The organism is Kitasatospora sp. NPDC032757 (assembly GCF_055579305.1).
This window is the reverse complement of the sequence record NZ_JBVINN010000017.1, coordinates 139,109-158,717: the sequence shown is the minus strand read 5'-3', so window position 1 is coordinate 158,717 and position 19,609 is coordinate 139,109. Positions and strand designations below refer to the sequence as shown.

At 73.2% G+C, this 19,609-nt stretch carries 17 protein-coding genes and 3 tRNA genes; 8 read left to right on the top strand and 12 right to left on the bottom strand.

Annotated elements, in window-relative coordinates:
- Window positions 1-141: 141 nt before the first annotated feature.
- From ACZ5WK_RS20685 to mqnE, 3 genes are read right to left on the bottom strand one after another with little or no spacing between them, the layout of a single operon-like run.
- Entirely contained in the window at window positions 142-1,059 is a 918-nt protein-coding gene (locus ACZ5WK_RS20685) for a menaquinone biosynthetic enzyme MqnA/MqnD family protein (protein WP_465548803.1), read from the bottom strand.
- Window positions 1,056-1,358, bottom strand: a complete 303-nt coding sequence (locus tag ACZ5WK_RS20680; protein WP_465548802.1) for a ferredoxin — start codon at window positions 1,356-1,358, stop codon at window positions 1,056-1,058. Before ACZ5WK_RS20680 ends, ACZ5WK_RS20685 begins: the two co-directional genes overlap by 4 nt.
- 43 nt (window positions 1,359-1,401) lie before the next feature.
- Entirely contained in the window at window positions 1,402-2,565 is a 1,164-nt protein-coding gene (gene mqnE, locus ACZ5WK_RS20675; protein WP_465548801.1) for an aminofutalosine synthase MqnE, read from the bottom strand.
- A gap of 155 nt (window positions 2,566-2,720) precedes the next feature.
- On the opposite strand from mqnE, the gene ACZ5WK_RS20670 reads away from it, so the two are divergent.
- Entirely contained in the window at window positions 2,721-3,605 is an 885-nt protein-coding gene (locus ACZ5WK_RS20670) for a 1,4-dihydroxy-6-naphthoate synthase (RefSeq protein WP_465548800.1), read from the top strand.
- Between the two features lie 35 nt (window positions 3,606-3,640).
- Here ACZ5WK_RS20670 and ACZ5WK_RS20665 read toward each other — a convergent pair whose 3' ends face one another.
- Complete coding sequence (locus tag ACZ5WK_RS20665) at window positions 3,641-3,991, bottom strand: LuxR C-terminal-related transcriptional regulator (protein ID WP_465548799.1); 351 nt, start codon at window positions 3,989-3,991, stop codon at window positions 3,641-3,643.
- Window positions 3,992-4,530: 539 nt separating this feature from the next.
- Window positions 4,531-4,604, bottom strand: a tRNA-Ile gene (locus tag ACZ5WK_RS20660).
- 191 nt (window positions 4,605-4,795) lie between these two features.
- On the opposite strand from ACZ5WK_RS20660, the gene ACZ5WK_RS20655 reads away from it, so the two are divergent.
- Entirely contained in the window at window positions 4,796-5,659 is an 864-nt protein-coding gene (locus tag ACZ5WK_RS20655; RefSeq protein ID WP_465548798.1) for a trypsin-like serine peptidase, read from the top strand.
- A gap of 157 nt (window positions 5,660-5,816) precedes the next feature.
- Complete coding sequence (locus tag ACZ5WK_RS20650; protein WP_465548797.1) at window positions 5,817-6,566, top strand: trypsin-like serine peptidase; 750 nt, start codon at window positions 5,817-5,819, stop codon at window positions 6,564-6,566.
- 160 nt (window positions 6,567-6,726) lie between these two features.
- Here ACZ5WK_RS20650 and ACZ5WK_RS20645 read toward each other — a convergent pair.
- Window positions 6,727-6,799, bottom strand: a tRNA-Asn gene (locus ACZ5WK_RS20645).
- A 63-nt stretch (window positions 6,800-6,862) separates the two neighbouring features.
- Window positions 6,863-6,935 (bottom strand) — tRNA-Asn (locus ACZ5WK_RS20640).
- A 244-nt stretch (window positions 6,936-7,179) separates the two neighbouring features.
- On the opposite strand from ACZ5WK_RS20640, the gene ACZ5WK_RS20635 reads away from it, so the two are divergent.
- The 4 genes from ACZ5WK_RS20635 to ACZ5WK_RS20620 all read left to right on the top strand — a co-directional run bounded on the left by ACZ5WK_RS20635 (window position 7,180) and on the right by ACZ5WK_RS20620 (window position 12,038).
- On the top strand, window positions 7,180-7,473 hold the full coding sequence (locus tag ACZ5WK_RS20635) for a hypothetical protein (RefSeq protein ID WP_396323273.1): 294 nt from the start codon (window positions 7,180-7,182) through the stop codon (window positions 7,471-7,473).
- A 107-nt stretch (window positions 7,474-7,580) separates the two neighbouring features.
- A complete protein-coding gene (locus ACZ5WK_RS20630; RefSeq protein ID WP_465548796.1) occupies window positions 7,581-9,014 on the top strand; it encodes an FGGY family carbohydrate kinase in 1,434 nt (477 codons plus the stop codon).
- 108 nt (window positions 9,015-9,122) lie between these two features.
- Window positions 9,123-10,526: a glutamate decarboxylase gene (locus tag ACZ5WK_RS20625; protein WP_465548795.1), complete on the top strand. Its 1,404-nt coding sequence runs from the start codon at window positions 9,123-9,125 to the stop codon at window positions 10,524-10,526.
- Window positions 10,527-10,982: 456 nt separating this feature from the next.
- Window positions 10,983-12,038 (top strand): helix-turn-helix domain-containing protein, encoded by a 1,056-nt coding sequence (locus ACZ5WK_RS20620; RefSeq protein ID WP_465548794.1) that lies wholly within the window; start codon window positions 10,983-10,985, stop codon window positions 12,036-12,038.
- A gap of 15 nt (window positions 12,039-12,053) precedes the next feature.
- Here ACZ5WK_RS20620 and ACZ5WK_RS20615 read toward each other — a convergent pair whose 3' ends face one another.
- The 5 genes from ACZ5WK_RS20615 to ACZ5WK_RS20595 form a co-directional block, all read right to left on the bottom strand.
- Window positions 12,054-13,292, bottom strand: coding sequence for an RNA polymerase sigma factor (locus ACZ5WK_RS20615; RefSeq protein WP_465548793.1), 1,239 nt, complete (start codon window positions 13,290-13,292; stop codon window positions 12,054-12,056).
- A gap of 180 nt (window positions 13,293-13,472) precedes the next feature.
- Window positions 13,473-15,380 (bottom strand): DNA primase, encoded by a 1,908-nt coding sequence (gene dnaG / locus ACZ5WK_RS20610; protein ID WP_465548792.1) that lies wholly within the window; start codon window positions 15,378-15,380, stop codon window positions 13,473-13,475.
- A gap of 169 nt (window positions 15,381-15,549) precedes the next feature.
- Window positions 15,550-16,860 carry a deoxyguanosinetriphosphate triphosphohydrolase gene (locus ACZ5WK_RS20605; protein ID WP_465548791.1) on the bottom strand — a complete coding sequence of 437 codons (1,311 nt, stop codon included), beginning with the start codon at window positions 16,858-16,860 and terminating at the stop codon, window positions 15,550-15,552.
- A 294-nt stretch (window positions 16,861-17,154) separates the two neighbouring features.
- Window positions 17,155-17,577 (bottom strand): nuclear transport factor 2 family protein, encoded by a 423-nt coding sequence (locus ACZ5WK_RS20600; RefSeq protein WP_465548790.1) that lies wholly within the window; start codon window positions 17,575-17,577, stop codon window positions 17,155-17,157.
- Between the two features lie 14 nt (window positions 17,578-17,591).
- The gene (locus ACZ5WK_RS20595) at window positions 17,592-18,902 is read right to left on the bottom strand and encodes an MFS transporter (protein ID WP_465548789.1); all 1,311 of its coding nucleotides are present in this window, start codon (window positions 18,900-18,902) and stop codon (window positions 17,592-17,594) included.
- Between the two features lie 85 nt (window positions 18,903-18,987).
- Between ACZ5WK_RS20595 and ACZ5WK_RS20590 the strand changes: the two genes are divergently transcribed.
- Entirely contained in the window at window positions 18,988-19,572 is a 585-nt protein-coding gene (locus ACZ5WK_RS20590; protein WP_465548788.1) for a TetR/AcrR family transcriptional regulator, read from the top strand.
- The last annotated feature ends 37 nt before the right edge of the window (window positions 19,573-19,609 follow it).

The window sequence follows — 19,609 nt, the reverse complement described above, 5'->3', positions numbered from 1 at the left end:
CCCAACGCGTGCAACGGCGCCGAGCGGTACAGCTCCAACGCCTCCTCCGGCGTGATCCGGCCACCACCGGCGGCCCGGTCGAGCACGGCCTGCAGACCAGGGTGTTCCTCTTCGAGCTTCGACACGTCGCCGCCCTCTCCTTCAGTTCGTCGGCTTGTTGCTGGTCACGTCCGGCTGTACTGGTCGGCTCCCCCGTGCGCTGGTGTCCAGCAGCCGCACCCGGACGTCCTCCGGGAAGCCCGCGCCGGCGTCGCCGCCGACCCGGCGGGCGAACTCCGCGATGCCGGCGAGCTGGCGTTCGCCGAGGCCGTAGTCGAGCGCCGAGGTGAAGTAACGCTTCAGCGTGGGGGCGTCCAGGTCCTCCCAGCGGGCGGCCCGCTCGCACACCAGGTCCATCTCGTCCAGGGCCAGATCGCGTGCCGCCAGCAGCGCCCGGTGGACCTGGTGCACGGTCCCGGGCTCCCTGGCCAGGAAGTCGCGGCGGGCCGCGAACACCGCGAAGACGAACGGCAGCCCCGTCCAGTCCCGCCAGATCTCCCCCAGGTCGTGCACCTCCAGCCCCTGCCGGGGGGCCTGGGGCAGCGAGGCCCGCAGCGCGGGGTCGCCGATCACCACGGCCGCGGAGGCGTCGGAGAGCATGGTCGCCAGGTCGGGCGGACGGACGAAGTAGTTCGGCTTGACGCCCACCAGGTCGGAGAGCACCAGCCGGGCCAGTCGCACGGAGGTGCGGCTGGTGGAGCAGAGCGCGACGGGGGCGCCGTCCAGCTCGGCCAGCGGTACCTCGCTCACGATCAGGCAGGACATCACCGGCCCGTCGCTGCCGATCGCGATGTCCGGGAGGGCGACCAGGTCGTCGGCGTTGCGGAGGAACTCCACCAGGCTGATCGGGCCGATGTCGAGGTCGCCACGGGCCAGTGCGGCGCTCAGGTGGTCCGGCGTGCCGAAGGTCAGGTCGAGGTCGAGCAGGTCGCCGGTCCTGGCCAGCCCCCAGAGCAGGGGGAGGCAGTTGAGGAACCGGATGTGGCCGGTCCTGGGCCGCTGCCGGACACGCCCGGTCACGCGTCCGGCCCGTACACCTCGACCCGGTCGCTGCGGCGGCGTACGTGGATGCAGTCCCCGGGACAGTCCCGCACCGAGTCCACCACGTCCCGCAGCAGTGGCAGCGGCACGGTCACCGCCTCCTCCGGCTGCTGGCGCAGCTCGTCGTCCTCGTCCTTCACATAGGCGAGGCCGTCGATGTCCAGCTCGAAGATCTCCGGCGCGTACTGGACGCAGATCCCGTCCCCGGTGCAGAGGCCCTGGTCGATCCAGACCTCCAGTTCCTCGTCGTGCGGCTCGTCGTGGGTCTTCGTGGGCATGGCTGGGACCTGCCGATCGTCGTCGGGGTGGGGGCCGTCGAGGTCAGAGGCGCATGGCCTGCGGGGTCTCCCGGCGCGTCAGGTCCGGGCCGTCGTACTCGCGGATGACCTCGTAGCGGGTGTTGCGCTCCACCGGACGGAAGCCGGCGTCCCGGATCAGGCCCAGCAGGTCGTCCCGGCCGAGCTTGTTCGGGGTGCCGAAGTTGTCCGCGTCATGGGTGATCTTGTACTCGACCACCGAGCCGTCCATGTCGTCCGCACCATGGCTGAGCGCCAGCTGCGCCGTCGTGACACCGTGCATCACCCAGAACACCTTGACGTGCGGCACGTTGTCGAAGAGCAGCCGGGAGACCGCGAAGGTCTTCAACGCCTCCGCACCGGTGGCCATCTCGGTGCGCGCCATCAGCCTGTTCCGCACGACGCCGTCCTTGGAGTCGTGGAAGTCGTGCTGGTAGCGCAGCGGGATGAAGACCTGGAACCCGCCCGTCTCGTCCTGCAGCTCCCGCAGCCGCAGCACGTGGTCCACCCGGTGCCGGGGCTCCTCGATGTGGCCGTAGAGCATCGTCGACGGCGTCCTGAGGCCCTTGCCGTGCGCGAGCCGGTGGATCCGCGACCAGTCCTCCCAGTGGGTGTCGTGGTCGACGATGTGCTGGCGGACCTCCCAGTCGAAGATCTCCGCCCCGCCACCGGTCAGCGACTCCAGCCCGGCGTCGATCAGCTCGTCCAGGATCTCGTCGGCCGGCATGCCGCTGATCTTCTCGAACCAGTGGATCTCGGTGGCGGTGAACGCCTTCAGCGACACGTTCGGCAGCGCCGCCTTCAGCTCCCGCAACGACCGCGGGTAGTAACGCCACGGCAGGGTCGGGTGCAGACCGTTGACGATGTGCAGCTCCGTGAGGGAGTCCACCTCCATCGCCTTGGCCAGCCGCACGGCCTCCTCGATGCGCATCGTGTACGCGTCCTTCTCGCCCGGCTTGCGCTGGAACGAGCAGTACGCACAGGACGCGTTGCACACGTTCGTCATGTTGAGGTGACGGTTCACGTTGAAGTGGACGACATCGCCGTTCTTCCGCGTCCGCACATGGTGGGCCAGACCACCCAGCCAGGCCAGGTCATCGCTCTCGTAGAGCGCGATCCCGTCCTCCCGGGTCAGCCGCTCACCCGCGTAGACCTTCGCCTCCAGCTCGCGCTTCAGCCCTGCGTCCAATGCCAGAACCCCCTAGGTCGGTGCCCGTGAGGCACGGTGCGCCCTCATCCTGGCGAGGTCTTTCCAGGGAAATCCCCAGACCGCAGCCGCTTCCCTGGAGGGGTGGGCCCGGCCGCGGCCCGACGCGCCGTCGTCCGACAAGGAAGGGTGAGCCGGTGCCACCGCTCTCCATCGCGTACTCGCCCTGCCCCAACGACACCTTCGTCTTCCACGCCTGGTCGCACGGTCTGCTCCCCGGCGCGCCCGCCCTCGAGGTCCGGATCGCGGACATCGACGTCACCAACGGGCTCGCCGAGCAGGGCTCGCTGGACGTCCTGAAGATCTCCTACGCCGCCCTTCCGTACGTCCTCGACGAGTACGCGCTGCTGCCCAGCGGCGGCGCGCTCGGGCGTGGCTGCGGGCCGCTGGTCCTGGTCAGGGACGCGGCCGAGCCGGCCTCACTGGTGGGACGCAGGGTCGCCGTGCCGAGCAGCCGGTCGACGGCGTACCTGCTGTTCCGGCTCTGGGCGGCCACGGCCGTGTCGCCCGCACCGCCCGGCAGCCCGGGCGGCATCGGTGAGGTCGTGGTGCTGCCGTTCCACGAGATCATGCCGGCGGTCCGGGACGGCCTGGTGGACGCGGGGCTGGTCATCCACGAGGCGCGGTTCACCTACCACGAGTACGGCCTGCGCAGCCTCGCCGACCTGGGCGAGGTCTGGGAGCGGGAGACCGGGCTGCCGATCCCGCTCGGCGCGATCGTGGCCAGGCGGAGCCTGGGCGAACAGGCCCTCGGCGTCCTCGCCCGGGCAGCCGCCGACTCGGTGCGGTACGCCTGGGACGACCCGCAGGCCTCCCGGCCGTACGTGCTCCGGCACGCCCAGGAGATGGCGCCGCAGGTGGTGGACCAGCACATCGGCCTCTACGTGAACGGGCACACCGCCGCGATCGGGGACGAGGGCTACGCGGCGGTCCGTGGCCTGCTCGGCCGGGCCGCGGCCGCCGGCCTCGCCCCCGCGGTCGCTCCCGGCGCGCTCGACTTCCCGGTCCGGACCGGCCGCTGAGCCGCCGGACGGGAGGCCCGGCAACACGGACGGCCCTACAACGACGCCCGCCCGGCGGGCTCGTCCGGCTCACGGCGGGCGGCACCCCCGTCGTCCTCGCTGAACCGGGGCAGGACCCGGGGCGGCCACGTCCCCTCCGCGAGAATCCCGAGGAAGTGGGCGCGGGCGACCAACGAGGCCCGGTTGGAGGCCCGCAGCAGGCGCAGCATCCGGCCGACCCGGTACTCGATGCCCTGGCGGCTGAGGTAGAGGTGGGTGGCCAGCTGGAGGTTGGAGTGGCCGCGGGCTATCCCCTCCAGAATCCGCACGTCGACCGGGCAGAGCACGGTCCGGCTGCGCGGGGAGGACGAACGGCGGGAGGCTGCCTGCTCGGAGCGGGACGTCATGGAGGTGGTCCTTTCCTCCCCTCACTCATCGCCGGGAGAACCCGTGCCGGGTGTGCCCTCGATGAATGAGGTACCTGGCTGGACGAGGTACGGGAGGAGCCTAGGCAGGGCAGCGGGCGAATCCGCCGGCCGCTGCAGGAAGCTGCCATCCGACGGGTCCCGGGTGCGGCGTCACGGCCGGATCCTGCCACCGCAGGCGTCCGGTGGTCCCGACCGTCCATGGGGAAGCCAGCCCCGCACGGACGGGCACCGGCGCCGTCCTCACCAGGGACGGTCCCCGACGGGGGCAATGCGTTCGAGGAGCCGGCGATCGTCGGCGGCCTGCGGTCAGGAAGCGGTCCGCTCGCGCCGGGAGGCCCGCCAGAGTTGCCAGAGGCCGGCTCTCCCGCGCCATGTCCGCCGGGTCTCCACTAGGAGGGTGAATCTCGGGGTGTTGAGGCGGATTCCGACCGGCCTTGCCACTAGAGTGCCGCGTGGGCCTCGGGCATGTGTGCAGGCCGGCCCGACCTTCCATCGGACGATCTGTCACGTGTTCGAGGTGGGGCGGGTGGGACTCGAACCCACGACCAAGGGATTATGAGTCCCCTGCTCTAACCGGCTGAGCTACCGCCCCGGTTCGCCGCGCGCACCGGTCGCCCGGTCGCGGCAGCAGCAGACGGCCCCGCAAGGCCGTCCCGGGCAGCATAGCCGGTCGATCACCCGTGGTGCGCGCCGGGGGCGCACATGGGTGCGCACGGAAGCGCACCTCCCCACGCGGAGCAATTCCGGTGGCGGGCCCACGGCGGCAGCGGGGAGCCTGGGCCGATGACGGTACGTGAGCTGGTGGCGGCCGGCGCCGCGCTGGCGGTCCTGGCCGCGGCGGGCTGCACCACCGCGGCGGGCCCCGGCGGCGCCAGCCCGACGGTGCGGTCGCACCCCGCCTCGGCCGCCGGCGCGACCTCCGCCTCCACCGACAGCCACGGCTGGAGCCCGGAACGGCTGCGCGGCGCGCTCGGCCGGCAGACGGGCGTCACCCGCACCGCCAAGCCCACCGTGCTCAACGGCCTGGTCGGGGCCGTCTTCACTCGGAACGCGGACGGCGACCACTTCTGCACCGCCAGCGTGGTCGACAGCGCCGGGCTCAACCTGATCGTCACCGCCGCGCACTGCGTGTGGGACCCACAGCTCGGACAGCGCAGCGACCTCGTCTTCGTCCCCGGCTACCGGGACGGCGACACCCCGAGCGGAGTCTGGCCGCTGCTGGCGGTCACCGTCGACCAGGCCTGGAAGGACGACGGTGACCCGGACGTCGACGTCGCCTTCGCCGTGGTCCAGCCGCAGAACGGGCAGCAGGTGCAGCAGGTGCTCGGCGCCAACCGGCTGGGCGTCAACCGCGGCTACCGGCTGCCGGTGAAGGTCACCGGTTACCCGGGCACCAGCGAGGTGCCGATCACCTGCAGCAACACCACCTCCGAACAGAGCCCCACCCAGCTGCGGATCGACTGTCCGGACTACACCGGAGGCACCAGCGGCAGCCCCTGGGTGACCGACTTCGACGCGGACACCCGCACCGGCACCGTGGTCGGCGTGATCGGCGGCTACCAGGAGGGCGGCGACTCGCCCGACACCTCGTACAGCAGCTACTTCGGGGACAAGGTCCAGGCCCTGTACGACCGCGCCACCGGCTGACCGTGCCGGGCCCGGCACGGCACGGCGCCGTCCGCCCCAAAGGGAAACCGCCGGGCTCGGAGGTTGGCGCCGCCGGGCCAGGACTGGTAGATCTTCCTCACGAAAGGCGGTCCGCACGACCCGCAGGGGCCGCCCCCGAGGACGAGACGGAGCCCCGATGGCCCCCCGCCCGGTACGGCCCGGCCGCGCGGCCCAGGCGGTCGCGCTGGCGGCCCTGCTGCTCACCTCCGGCACCGCCTGCGGCAGCGGGGACAAGAAGCCGCCGACCGCCGCGGTGGCGCCGCAGAGCCCGACGGGCGACCGAGTCGGCACCCTCTCGATCCACACCGCCCAGGGGCCGCGGGCCTGCACGGCGAGCGTGGTGCACAGCCCGCGACGGAATCTGCTGGTGACCGCCGCGCACTGCGTGCAGAGCCGCCGGATCGGCCTGCTGGACGGCCTGGTGTTCACCCCCGGCTACCGCAACGGTTACTCCCCGTACGGGAGTTGGCCGGTGCAGGCGGTCACCGTCGATCCGCGCTGGGCGGCCGACGACGACCCCGAGTACGACGTGGCGTTCATCACCCTCCGGCCGGTGGACGGCCGGGAGATCGAGGATGCCGTCGGCGGGAACCCGCTCGGCACCGGCCAGGGCTTCGGCCTCGCCGTCTCGGTGACCGGCTACCCCAACGAGCGCGACGAGCCGATCACCTGCGCGGTCCGGACCAGCCCGCAGAGCCCCACCCAGGAACGCTTCGACTGCGGCGGCTACACCAACGGCACCAGCGGCAGCCCGTGGATCACCACGACCGGCAACGTGATCGGCGTGATCGGCGGCTACCAGGAGGGCGGCGAGAGCCCGGGCACCTCGTACAGCATCACCTTCGACAACCGGGTCGCCGAGCTGTACCGCCGGGCCACCGACTGACGTCCGCCCCGGGCGGGCGGCGCGGGCAGGGCGACACCGGCGTGAGCAGGGTGCCACCGGCGTGAGCAGGGCGAGACCGGTGTGAGCAGCACAACACGAAGGCCCCCCGGTCGACCGGGGGGCCTTCGCTCTGAGCAGTCACCGGGCGCACCCGGTGAAGCTCCCGCATTTGGACTCGAACCAAAAACCTGCCGGTTAACAGCCGGCTGCTCTGCCAATTGAGCTATGCGGGATCACGGTGGACAAGCGTCGCACCACGGGCAGGACGGCCGCCCCCGAGAGGACCGCCACCTGAGCTCCCCCAATTGGACTCGAACCAATAACCTGCCGATTAACAGTCGGCTGCTCTGCCAATTGAGCTATGGGGGATCGGGCTTCCGCTTCGGCCCCCGGTCTCCCGGGCTCCTCGGCGCTCGCTGCGGGACATACATTAGCGCACTCGGGGGGGTGGTCCGCCAATCGCTTTCCCCGGCCGCCCCGGCGCCCCCGCCCGGCGTGCCCGGCGCGCGCCCGGCACAGCGCACGGGGATGCTGGGGGCACGGACGGTTCGCCGCCCCGAAGGACGGGTAGGGCAATGCGGCAGAGGCCGCCAGGAGAGGGTGGAATCCGATCATGTGGAAGCTGTCGTTGATCGTCGGACTCGCGGCGGGCTACGTGCTGGGCTCGCGGGCCGGACGCCAGCGGTACGAACAGATCGCCAGGGTCACCCGGCAGGTCGCGCAGAACCCCAAGGTGCAGACCGCCGCCGACAAGGCCAAGCAGCAGGCCGGCGCCGCCGCCGGGAAGGCGGCCGACGCCGTCGCGGGCAAGGTCGGGGACCGGCTGCCGAACGCGGTCACCGACCGGGTGTCGTACTTCAACCGCCCCCGGGTGGAGGACGACAGCTGGGGTACCTTCCGGCCGTGACCGGGCGGTGACGGCCGGGCGTCCGCGACGGCTCCGGAGCGGTACCGAACGGGCAACACTTGCCCGGACGGACCGCGCCCGGACGCCCGCTGAGGCATGATCTCGACATGGCCATCGTCGCGGGGATAGACAGCTCGACCGGTCGCACCAGGATCGTCGCGTGCGACACCGAGACCGGTGCGGTGCTGCGGTCCGGCAAGGCCCCGCACCCCTCGCCGGAGAGCCAGGACACCCGGGCCGGCGAGGCCGACCCGCAGATCTGGCTGCACTCGCTCGGCGACGCGGCCGCCGGCGGCCTGCTGGAGGGCGTCCGGGCGATCGGCGTCAGCGCGCAGCAGCACGGCATGATCGGCCTGGACGCCGGCGGCGTGCTGGTGCGGCCCGCGATCCTCTGGAACGACCCGCGCTCCAGCGGCGCCGCGGCCGCCCTCCTGGACGCGCTCGGCGGCCCGGCCGCCTGGACGGCCGCGATCGGCGCCGTCCCCGGCCCGACGTACACCATCGCCAAGCTGCGCTGGCTGGCCGAGTTCGAGCCGGCCAACGCCCGCCGGGTGGCCGAGGTGCTGCTGCCGCACGACTGGCTGGTCTGGCAGCTGCTGGGCCACCCCAAACGGCGTACCACCGACCGGGGCGACGCCTCCGGCACCGGCTACTGGTCGCCGATCACCGGCGAGTACCGGCAGGACCTGGTCGAGCTGGCGCTCGGGCACGAGCTGAAGCTGCCGCACGTGCTCGGTCCGGCCGAGCCCGCCGGACACACCCCCGAGGGGCTGCTGATCTCGGCCGGCACCGGCGACAACATGGCCGCCGCGCTCGGTCTCGGCCTCGAACCCGGCGACGCGGCGGTCTCGCTCGGCAGCTCCGGGACGATCTTCGCCGTGCACGAGCAGGCCGTGGTGGACGCCACCGGGCTGGTCTCCTCCTTCGCCGACGCCACCGGCCGCCACCTGCCGATGGTCGCCACCCTGAACGCCGCCCAGGTGCTCCGCTCCACCGCCGCCCTGCTCGGCCAGGACCTGGAGGGCCTGAGCGACCTGGCCCTGCAGTCCTCCCCCGGCGCGTACGGGATGGTGCTGTTGCCCTACCTGGACGGCGAGCGGACGCCCGCGCTGCCGCATGCGGCCGGCACGCTGACCGGGATGCGGGCCGAGTCGATGACCCCCCAGCACCTGGCCCGGGCCGCCGTCGAGGGCATGCTCTGCAACCTCGCGGACGCGCTGGACGTGCTGCGGGCCCGGGGCGTCGAGGTGAGGCGGGTCTTCCTGCTCGGCGCGGCCGGACGGCTGCCGGCCGTCCGGCAGATCGCCCCGCTGCTGTTCGGCGTCCCCGTCGTGGTGCCGCCGCCCGGCGCCCACGCGGCGCGCGGCGCGGCCCGGCAGGCCGCCTGGGCGCTGGCCGGCACCCCCGAGCCGCCGCGCTGGGAGCTGCCGGAGACGGTCACCGTCACCCCGGACGCCGAACAGGACCTGCCGGTCGGCGCGGCGGTACGCCAGCAGTACCGGGCCGCCCGGGAGCAGGTCCACCCGGAGACGGCCGGCTGAGACGGGCCGCGGGGTGACGAGGGCGAGGCTCGTGAAGATGCGTCACCCCGCGCCCGGTGGCAGCGTGGAAGGCGACGCGGCTACCGGACCGAAGGGCGGCAGGATCCCATGGCTCTGCACAAGGGAGCCGGCGACGATCGCCGGCTGACCGTAAGCCCGTTCGTCGGCGCCGCCGACCCGCTGGGCGCGATGGAGCTGGCGCCGCCGCTGCACCGGCTCGGCGACGGTCCGGTACCGGCCGACACCGCCTACCAGCTGATCCACGACGAACTGATGCTGGACGGCAACGCCAAGCTCAACCTGGCCACCTTCGTCACCACGTCGATGGAGATCCAGGCCACCCGGCTGATGACCGAGTGCCTCGACAAGAACATGATCGACAAGGACGAGTACCCGCAGACCGCGGAGCTGGAGCGGCGCTGCGTGGCCATCCTCGCCGACCTCTGGCACGCCCCCGACCCGGACGGCGCGGTCGGCTGCTCCACCACCGGCTCCAGCGAGGCCTGCATGCTGGCCGGCCTCGCGCTCAAGCGCCGCTGGATGAGCCGCAACGCCGAGCGCTACGCGGCCGGTGCCCGGCCCAACCTGGTGATGGGCATCAACGTGCAGGTCTGCTGGGAGAAGTTCTGCAACTTCTGGGAGGTCGAGGCGCGCACCGCCCCGATGGAGGGCGAGCGCTACCACCTCGGCGCCGAGCAGGCCGTGGCCCTCTGCGACGAGAACACCATCGGCGTGGTCGGCATCCTCGGCTCCACCTTCGACGGCTCCTACGAGCCGGTGGCGGAGATCTGCGCGGCGCTCGACGAACTCCAGCAGCGGACCGGCCTGGACGTCCCGGTCCATGTGGACGGCGCCTCCGGCGGCATGGTGGCGCCTTTCCTCGACCCCGAGCTGCTCTGGGACTTCCGGCTGCCGCGGGTCGCCTCCATCAACACCTCGGGGCACAAGTACGGCCTGGTCTACCCGGGCGTCGGCTGGGCGCTCTGGCGCGACCGCGAGGCGCTGCCCGAGGAGCTCGTCTTCCGGGTCAACTACCTGGGCGGCGAGATGCCGACCTTCGCGCTCAACTTCTCCCGCCCGGGCGCCGAGGTGATCGCGCAGTACTACACCTTCCTGCGGCTCGGCCGGGACGGCTACCGGGCCGTCCAGGGAGCCTCCCGGGAGGTGGCCATCTACCTGGCCGGGCAGATCGAGGCGCTCGGCTGCTTCCGGCTGCTGACCCGCGGCGAGGATCTCCCGGTCTTCGCCTTCACCACCACCGACGACGTCCCGTTCGACGTGTTCGACGTGTCGCGCCGGCTGCGCGAGCGCGGCTGGCAGGTGCCCGCGTACACCTTCCCGGAGAACCGGGAGGACCTCTCGGTACTGCGGGTGGTCTGCCGCAACGGCTTCTCCCGGGACCTCGCCGACCTGCTGCTCAACGACCTCACCCGGCTGCTGCCGGAGCTGCGGCGCCAGCCCGGCCCGCTGAAGGACCTCGGGGTACCGCCCCGCATGGGCTTCCACCACTGAGCGTTCCCCCGGGCGCGTTCCCCCCGGGCACCGCGCGGTGGCGGACAGGGGAGGTGATCGCGGCGGGGGGGGGGGGGGGGGGGGCGGCCCCCCCCCCCCCCCCCCCCCCCCCCCCCCCGCGTCCCTGCGCTCGGGGCAGCCTCCCCCCGCGAGGCTGCCGCAAGCGGTGTGGGGGATTCGGGACGTCAGGAGCCGGCCTCGGAATCGGTGCCCGGACGAAGGATCCCTGCGCCCGAAACGGACCGGCCTGAGAACTCTGCACGATGGACCTGTGGATGTTCGAGCGGCCACCGGGGGTGTGAGACACTTCCGTCCGTCTCAGCGCCATGACCTGGGGTTTGAGACGGCAGGCCGGTGAGGTTGGAGACGCGGAGACGCCCCCAGGCCCCGGGCCGGTGCCCAACTCGGCCCTGTCCTCGATCCCGCGTTCCCCGTTTCTGATGTTGGGAAGGCCGCATGGCATCCGCTTGGAAGCAACTCCCGGACGAACTGTCCGGCCCCGCCCGACGCCTGACGGAGGAGCTTCGCGCCGTCAAGGACGCGACCGGGCTCTCACTGTCCGAGCTGGCGGCCCGGACTCACTACAGCCGCGCCTCCTGGGAGCGCTGGCTCAACGGCAAACGGGTCGTCACCGACCAGGCGCTGGACGCGCTGATCGGGGCGGTGGAGTGCGACGGCCCCGCGCTGCGGGCGCTCTGGGCCGGGGCGACGGCACCGGAGGGCACCGCGGATGTCACTGCGGAGGACACCGCGAAGGGTGCCGCGGATGGCAGCGCGGAGGGTGCCGCGGAGGACACCGCCCCACCGGTGGCCGGGCTCGTGGTCGTGTCTGCCGCCGAGCCCGTGGTGGAGTCTGCCGCGGACCCCTTGACGGGGGCTGTCGCGGGCGCGGTGGAGGGCTGGGAGCCCGCCACGGCCTCGCCGTGGTGGCGGCGGCCGGCGGCGCTGGCGGCCGGCGCCCTGGTGACGGTGGCGCTGCTGGTGCTGGCCGGGGTCCGGTACACGCACGGCTCCGGGCAGGAGCCTGCCGCCCTCGCGCAGCCCGCCACGCCCACGACCGCGACCACGAGCCCGGCTGCCAAGCCCGCCGTGCCCGGCTCCGCGTGCCAGGCCATCGGCTGCTCGCACAAGGACCCCAAGGCCACCGGCTGCGGTAGCGACGCCCGGACCCTCCAGACCAGCAACATGGGCAAGGTGGTCATCTACCTGCGCTACAGCCAGAAGTGCCAGGCCGCATGGGCCGCCATCACCGAGGGCGAGCCCGGCGACTACTCCACCGTCACCAGCAGCACCGGCGAGACGGAGACGGCGCTGATCCACTGGGGGTACGACAACTACTCGCTGATGGTGAACGCGGCGGACCCGGCCGCGACCTTCCAGGTCTGCGGCCACCAGCCGGCCGGGGACGCCTGCACGCTCGGCGCCTCCGACCTGGCCCACCTGGTCGCCTCCACCCCGATCCCGATCGGCCCGGCCTCGCCGCCGGCGGCCCCGAGCGCCACCGCGTCCTAGTCCAGGCAGGACTCCCTAGTCCAGGTAGCCGCGGAGTTGCCCGGCGAAGGCGTGGTCGCGGAGTTTCACCAGGGTCTTGGACTCGATCTGGCGGATCCGCTCCCTGGTCACCCCGAACAGCACGCCGATCTCCTCCAGCGTGCGGGGGCGGCCGTCGTCCAGGCCGTAGCGGAGCTGCACGACCTGGCGTTCCCGCTCGCCGAGCGTCGCCAGTACCGCGTCCAGGTGCTGGCGCAGCAGCAGGAAGGTGGCCGACTCGGCGGGCGAGGCGGCGTCGGCGTCCTCGATCAGGTCGCCGAGCGCCACGTCGTCCTCCTCGCCGACCGGGGTGTGCAGCGAGATCGGCTCCTGGGCCAGCCGGATCAGCTCCCGCACCCGCGCCTCGGTCAGCTCCAGTACGACGCCGATCTCGGCCGGGGTCGGTTCGGTCCCGCGCTCCTGGAGCAGCGCGCGCTGCACCCGGACCACCCGGTTGATCAGCTCGACCACGTGCACCGGCACCCGGATCGTCCTCGCCTGGTCGGCCAGGGCGCGGCTCATCGCCTGGCGGATCCACCAGGTGGCGTAGGTGGAGAACTTGTAGCCGCGCGCGTAGTCGAACTTCTCCACCGCCCGGATCAGGCCGAGGTTGCCCTCCTGGACCAGGTCCAGCAGGGTCAGCCCGCGGCCGATGTAGCGCTTGGCGACGGAGACCACCAGACGCAGGTTGGCCTCGATCAGCCGCCGTTTGGCGATCCGGCCGATCACCACCAGGGTGTCCAGCTCGACGGCCAGCGGGTCGGGGGGCGGCGGCACACGGTTCAGCCGCTCCTCGGCGAAGAGACCGGCCTCGATCCGGCGGGCCAGCTCCACCTCCTCGGCGGCGTTCAGCAGCCGGATCCGGCCGATCTCGCGCAGGTACTGGCGGAGCAGGTCCGCCGCGGGGCCGGTCGCGCCGACGGGACCGGGGTCGGCGTCGAGGTCGGGTTCGGCGTCATCGGGCGCCGCCTCGGCTTCGGGATCGGTGTCGGGTTCGGTGTCGGATGCGGCGTCAGGTTCGGTGTCGGGTTCGGTTTCGGGTTCGGTTTCGGGTTCGGTTTCGGGTTCGGTTTCGGGTTCGGTTTCGGGGGCCTCGGGGTGGCCCGCCGGGAGGCCCTGCACGGGCACCCGGGCACCGTCCGGCGGCGGAGAGCCGGCCCGGCCGTGGTCGTCGTGGGGGGCGAGCGGGTCGGTGGTCGGGCGGGTGGTCGCGGCAAGGCCTTGGTCCACGGGCATCCCCTCGGGGCGGGCGCGACTCTGGCGGACCCGCGCTGTACGGAGCTGGGACGCCCTCCAGTGTGGGGCACGCCACACTCCGCGGCCGAGACTCGTGCGCGGACTTTCTCCGACCGGGTGTGGCGGCCCGGTCTCCGGGCGGGCGGGGCGGCCGCGTCTCCAGCCGGGCCGGCGGCGCGACTACAGCGCCGCGGCGCCGCGGCTGCGCAGCTGCTGACCGTACTGCTGGAGCTGCCACAGCTCGGTCTGCACCGCGTGCAGCTCCTCCGCGGAGGCCCGGGTGCCCAGCCGCTGGAGGTGGCCACGGACCTCGTTGACCCGCCGGTCCACGGCCAGCAGCCGCAGCTTGACCAGGAACTCCCCCGCGTAGACCGCGTCCGCCTTGCGGCGCGACCGCACGGGCTCCACGGTCAGCTCGGTCACCAGCGACCGCACCTGGTCGTCCGGGGCCGCCTCGCGCACCGCGCTGGTGAAGTCGGCGAGGGTGACCCCGTACGCCGCCCCGCCGGCCTGGCCGATCGCGCGGCGCACGGCGGTGTACGGCGGGGTCGGGAACTCGTCCTCGCCGTAGTGGTCGAAGGCCGGGGCGACCAGGTCCGGGTGCTGGAGTGCCAGCTTGAGCAGCTCGCGCTCCACGAACTGTGCCGGGTCGCGCGGGTTGAGGCGGAAGAGCGGGGTGACGGACCTCGTCGGCTGCGGCTGCTCGGGGCGCCGCTGCTGGCCGTTGGCCCGCGGGTTCTGCTGGCGCTCGCGGTCCCAGCGGGCCAGCTGGGAGATCCGGCGCACCACGAACTGCTCGTCCAGGATGCCGAGCATGCCGGCCAGCCGGACGGCGTACTCGTGCTGGATCGAGCGGTCCTTGATCTTGGCGACGATCGGCGCCGCCTCCTCCAGCGCCGCCGAGCGGCCCTCCGGGGTCTCCACCCGGTGCCGGGCGACGGCCGAACGCAGCGCGAACTCGAACAGCGGGACCGGGTTGTCGATCAGCTCACGGACCGCGTCGTCGCCCTTGGCCAGGCGCAGATCACACGGGTCCATGCCGCCGGGGCTGACCGCGATGGAGGTCTTGGCGGCGAACTTCTGGTCGTCCTCGAAGGCGCGCAGGGCGGCCTTCTGTCCGGCCGCGTCGCCGTCGAAGGTGAAGACGGTCTCGCCGCGGTACTGGGAGGTGTCCATCAGCAGCCGGCGGATGATCTTGATGTGGTCCTCGGCGAACGCGGTACCGCAGGTGGCCACCGCCGTCGGGACGCCCGCGAGATGGCAGGCCATCACATCGGTGTAGCCCTCGACCACCACCGCCCTGCCCGACTTGGCGATCTCCTTCTTCGCCAGGTCGATGCCGTACAACACGTGGGACTTCTTGTAGATCGGCGTCTCGGGCGTGTTCAGGTACTTCGGACCGTTGTCGTCCTCGCGCAGGCGGCGGGCGCCGAAGCCGACCACCTCGCCGGCGATGTCGCGGATCGGCCAGACCAGCCGGCCCCGGAAGCGGTCGATCAGGCCCCCGCGCTGGCCCTGCGAGGCCAGACCACCGAGCAGGATCTCCTTGTCGCTGAAGCCCTTGCCCCGCAGGTAGCGGACCAGGTGCTCCCAGCCGGCCGGGGCGTAGCCGACGCCGAAGGTCTGCGCCGCCTGCTCGTCGAAGCCGCGCTCGGCCAGGAAACGGCGGCCGATCTCCGCCTCCGGCGAGGCGAGCTGCTCCTGGTAGTAGGCGGCGGCCACCTTGTGCGCCTCGACCAGGCGGGTGCGCTCGCCCTGCTGATGGCGGGGGCTGTAGCCGCCCTCCTCGTAGCGGAGCGTGATGTTGGCCTGGGCGGCCATCCGCTCGACGGCCTCGGCGAAGGTGAAGTGCTCGATCTTCATCAGGAAGGCGATGGTGTCGCCGTTCTCCTGGCAGCCGAAGCAGTGGAAGACGCCCTTGGCGGGGTTCACGTAGAAGGAGGCGGACTTCTCGTCGTGGAAGGGGCAGACGCCCTTGTACTCGCCACCGCCACCGTTGGTGAGCTGAACGTAGTCGCCGACCACCACGTCGATGGGCAGTGCGCTGCGCACCGCCTGTACGTCTTCGTCCCTGATCCGCCCGGCCACCCCGGAAGTCTACTGGGGTGGCGCGGGTTACCGGCTGCGCCGGGGCGAGCGGGGCGGCCCGGGCGGAGTGGGAGGCGGGACCGGGGCGGCTTTCCGGCCGGACCGGGCGAGGCGGGCTTTCCGGCCGGACCGGGCATCGCGCGGCCCGGCGCGGCGGCAGCACGGGGGGCTACGTCCAGGCCGCTCCGACCAGCTTGCCGTGCAGGGCGATGGCCGAGGCGTCGGTGAGGGTGGCGATCTGGTCGATCACCGCGCGGAGGGCGGCGCGGTCGTCGTCCGCCTCCCGGTAGAGCGCGGCGAAGACCGGGTCCAGGCCCTCGGGGGCGCGCTGGTTGAGCACGTACGCCAGCTCGGCGATCACGATCCGCTGGCGCGCCCGCAGCTGGGCCTGCTCGTCGCGCTGCATCACGAACCGGACGGCGACCGCCTTCAGCACCGCGCACTCCAGCCGGACGTCCCGCGGCACCACCAGCTCGGCCGCGTACCGGGTGAGCCGGCCGGGGCCGTAGCGGGCACGGGTGGCCTGCTCGGCGGCCAGGCAGAAGCGGCCGATCAGCTGGCTGGTGAGGTCCTTGAGGGCGGCCCGGGACCGGGCCGAGCCGTCGTAGGAGCGGGGCCACCACTCCTGGGCGAGCAGCCGGTCCAGGGCGTCGGCCAGCTCCTCGGGCTCGGCGTCCCGGGCGTAGCGCTCGGCGACCTTGAACAGCTCGGCACGCTCGCTCGGCGCGCGCAGCACGTCCGGGTCGATGTGGCCGGCCTGGAGGCCGTCCTCGACGTCGTGGGTGGAGTAGGCGACGTCGTCGGCCCAGTCCATGACGGTGGCCTCGAAGCACTTGCGCCCGGCCGGGGAGCCGGCCCGCAGCCAGCGGAAGACCGGCAGGTCGTCGGCGTAGACGCCGTACTTGGGCGAGACCGGGTCGAGGGGGTGGGAGCCGTGCGTCCAGGGGTACTTGGTGGCGGCGTCGAGGGCGGCGCGGCTCAGGTTGAGGCCGACGCTGCGGCCGGGCCAGGGGGCCAGCCGGGCGGGCTGCTCGTCCTGCGGGGCGAAGCGCTTGGGCTCCAGGCGGGTGAGGATGCGCAGCGACTGCGCGTTGCCCTCGAAGCCGCCGCAGCCCTCGGCGGCCTGGTCGAGCGCCTCCTCGCCGGTGTGGCCGAACGGCGGGTGGCCGATGTCGTGGGCCAGGCAGGCGGTCTCGACGAGGTCCGGGTCGCAGCCCAGGGCGGCTCCCAACTCCCGGCCCACCTGGGCGCATTCGAGGGAGTGGGTGAGCCGGGTGCGGGGGAAGTCGCTGCGCATCGGGGCGACCACCTGGGTGGTGCCGGCCAGCCGGCGCAGGGCGGCGGAGTGGAGCACGCGGGCGCGGTCGCGCTGGAACGCCGTCCGGCCGGGGCGCTTGTCCGGTTCGGGCACCCAGCGGGCCTCGGCGGCGTGGTCGTACGGGGTCGGGGCGGCGGTGAGGCGGTGCGCGGTGTCGTCCATCCATCTCCTTGCGTAGTCGTCCGCTTCCGTCGCGTGACATGCAATCAGTCACCTGTCCTCGGACAGCGGTCAGGGCTTGGCCGTCATGAGGCTCCCGGAGCCGAGCGAGAAGCCTCTCCGTCTCTCGGAGAGGAGGAGTCACATGCCAATTACGGTACGCCGCCCCTCTGACACGCGAGGCGTGCCGCGCTTGAGAGGCACTGTGTGGATCCATGCATCCACGACCGCATGCCAGCTCCCCCTGGCGGGCCGAGGGGGAGCCGGCGGGTGGGCCGCCCGTGGGCGGCGGGGGGGTCAGACGATCGGACGGCCGCTCGCGGTGGTGGCGGGGACCGCCTCGTTGAGGTCCCAGTGCTCGGCGATCAGGCCGCCTTCGAGGCGGAAGACGTCGATGACGGCCCGGCCCTCGTCGCCCGGGGCGGCGGTGAACAGCGAGTGCGCGAAGACCAGGTCACCGTCGGCGGCCAGGCGGCGCAGCTCGAAGCGGAGCTCGGGCAGCTGGGCGCGCAGGCCGTCGACGAAGGCGGTGAGCGCCGCCCGGCCGTCGGGGAGGTTGGGGTTGTGCTGGGCGAGGTCCTCGGCGAGGTAGCGGTCGGCCAGGTCGGTCCGGCCCTGGTTCCAGACGGTCTCCAGGTAGTCCCGGACCAGCGCGCGGGCGGCGCTGAGGTCGGTCGCGGTGGCGAGGTCGGTCGCGGCGGGATCGGTGATGGCATTCATGGGACGGCTCCTGTTCAGGGCTGGGTGGTACGGGACTTGACGGTGACGGCGGTGACGGGCCTGCTGCGGCCCGGGCCACGGACCGAGAGCAGGTGGGCCAGGCCGGCCAGGGCGAGCGCGGCGAGACCGACGGCGGGCAGCGCGCGGGCGCCGAGGGCGGACAGCAGCGCACCGGCGAGCAGGCTGCCGAGGCTGATGCCGACGTAGAGCATCGAGGCGTTGAGGGCGAGCAGCACGCCGCGCTGGCCGGGGCGGAGAGCGATCAGCCGGGCCTGCTGCGGGGCCTGGTAGAGCTGGCCGAAGAAGGCCCAGACGGCGAACAGCAGCAGCGCCGCGGCCAGGCCGCGCGGGGCTGCGAGCAGTCCGAGGAAAGCGGCGGCCAGGCCGGCCAGGGTCACCGTGACGGTGGCCGCGCCGCCGAGCCGCGCGGAGAGCCGGACGCCGCAGGCGTTGCCCAGGACGCCGACCGCGCCGAAGGCGAACAGCACCCCCGTCACGGCGCCCGGTCCGGCCGCGAAGCGGGCGGCGAGGTAGGCGCCGGCGACCCCGTAGACGGTGAACTGGGCGGCCATGCAGAACAGCGTGGTGAGTACGGTCGCCGCGGCGCCCGGGGTGGCCAGCACGGCCCGGTAGGCGGCGGTGGTCGGCGGCTCCCCCGCCGGAACGGCCGGGACCAGGGCGGCCACCAGGGCCAGCGCCAGCAGGCTCGCGCCCGCCACCCCCGCCAGCGCCCAGCGCCAGCCGACGGCCTCGCCGAGGTAGGAGCTGAGCGGCACTCCGGCGACCGCCGCCACCGTCATACCGGCGAACACGGTGGCCAGCGCCCGGGACCGGCGCTCCTCGGGGACGATCAGCGAGCCCACCGCCGAGGAGGCCGGGCCGAACACGGCGCCACCGAGCCCGGCCACCACGCGGGATGCGGCCAGCACCCCGTAGGAGGGAGCGAGGGCGCCGATCACACCGCCGGCCGTGAGCAGCGCCAGGCCGACCAGGAGCGCCGTCCGGCGGTCCAGCCGGCCGAGCAGGGCGGGGGCGAAGGGCGCGGCCAGCGCGAAGCTCAGCGCGAACACGCTGACCAGGACGCCGACGCTGCCGGGCCCGGTGTGCAGGTCGTGGCCGATCGGCGTGCCGAGGCCGACCACGGCCAGCGAGCTGGTGCCGAGGGTGAAGTAGCCGAGCGAGAGCGCCAGCAGCGCGGCCGCGGCGCGGTCGGGGCGACCGGGGCTTCCAGGCTGCTCAAGCCCGTCGGACCGCCGGGACCTCTCGGATGTCTCGGATGCTTCGGATGCCTGGGCTCGCTCGGATAACTCGGGGTGGGTACGCATCGGATCCCCCTTTCCAATACGGTCCGTTGCGTATTGCTATTCCAATACGAGACGCACCGTATGTCAACCCCTTAGGGTGGGCGTCATGACTGGACGACCACGCGACCCTGCCGTCGACGCCGCCATCCGCGCGGCCGTCACCGAGATCGTCGAACGCGACGGCTACCGGGGCCTGAGCATGGAAGGCATCGCGGCACTCAGCGGCGTCTCCAAGCAGACCGTGTACCGCCGTTACCGCAGCAAGGGCGAGGTGGTGCTGGACACCCTCGGCAGCTTCGCCGCGACCGAACTGCCGACGCCGGACACCGGCTCGCTGCTCGGTGACCTCACCGTCCTGCTCACCGCGACGTTCGAGGCGCAGCGGACGGTCAGCGGCACGCTGAACCGGGCCCTGGCCGCGGAGGCACTGCAGGACCCGGAGTTCGGCGCCCTGCTCTGGGAGCGGTTGATCACGGTACGGCGGACGGCCGTACGCAAGTTGCTGGCACGGGGCCGGGAGCGCGGCGAGGTCGTCCACCCGGACGACGACCACCTGATCGACCTCGTGTTCGGCCCGATGTGGTACCGGCTGCTGTTCGACGTGCCGTCACTGACCTGGGATTACGCCGCCGAACTGGCGCGCAGCGTCACCCTGGTGGCCCGGAGCGGCGCGGGGCGTTCGGGGCGTTGAAAGCGCCGGGCTGAAACGGCCGGGAGCGGAAGAGTCC

Bases quoted from the DNA above. Each gene is read 5' to 3' on its own strand.
- ACZ5WK_RS20635 (WP_396323273.1), top strand. From the start codon at position 7,180: ATGTGGAAGCTGTCGTTGATCGTCGGACTCGCGGCGGGCTACGTGCTG.
- ACZ5WK_RS20590 (WP_465548788.1), top strand. From the start codon at position 18,988: ATGACTGGACGACCACGCGACCCTGCCGTCGACGCCGCCATCCGCGCG.
- ACZ5WK_RS20650 (WP_465548797.1), top strand. From the start codon at position 5,817: ATGGCCCCCCGCCCGGTACGGCCCGGCCGCGCGGCCCAGGCGGTCGCG.
- ACZ5WK_RS20680 (WP_465548802.1), bottom strand. From the start codon at position 1,358: ATGCCCACGAAGACCCACGACGAGCCGCACGACGAGGAACTGGAGGTC.
- ACZ5WK_RS20665 (WP_465548799.1), bottom strand. From the start codon at position 3,991: ATGACGTCCCGCTCCGAGCAGGCAGCCTCCCGCCGTTCGTCCTCCCCG.
- ACZ5WK_RS20615 (WP_465548793.1), bottom strand. From the start codon at position 13,292: ATGCCCGTGGACCAAGGCCTTGCCGCGACCACCCGCCCGACCACCGAC.
- ACZ5WK_RS20655 (WP_465548798.1), top strand. From the start codon at position 4,796: ATGACGGTACGTGAGCTGGTGGCGGCCGGCGCCGCGCTGGCGGTCCTG.
- ACZ5WK_RS20605 (WP_465548791.1), bottom strand. From the start codon at position 16,860: ATGGACGACACCGCGCACCGCCTCACCGCCGCCCCGACCCCGTACGAC.
- ACZ5WK_RS20630 (WP_465548796.1), top strand. From the start codon at position 7,581: ATGGCCATCGTCGCGGGGATAGACAGCTCGACCGGTCGCACCAGGATC.
- ACZ5WK_RS20600 (WP_465548790.1), bottom strand. From the start codon at position 17,577: ATGAATGCCATCACCGATCCCGCCGCGACCGACCTCGCCACCGCGACC.
- ACZ5WK_RS20595 (WP_465548789.1), bottom strand. From the start codon at position 18,902: ATGCGTACCCACCCCGAGTTATCCGAGCGAGCCCAGGCATCCGAAGCA.
- ACZ5WK_RS20620 (WP_465548794.1), top strand. From the start codon at position 10,983: ATGGCATCCGCTTGGAAGCAACTCCCGGACGAACTGTCCGGCCCCGCC.
- ACZ5WK_RS20625 (WP_465548795.1), top strand. From the start codon at position 9,123: ATGGCTCTGCACAAGGGAGCCGGCGACGATCGCCGGCTGACCGTAAGC.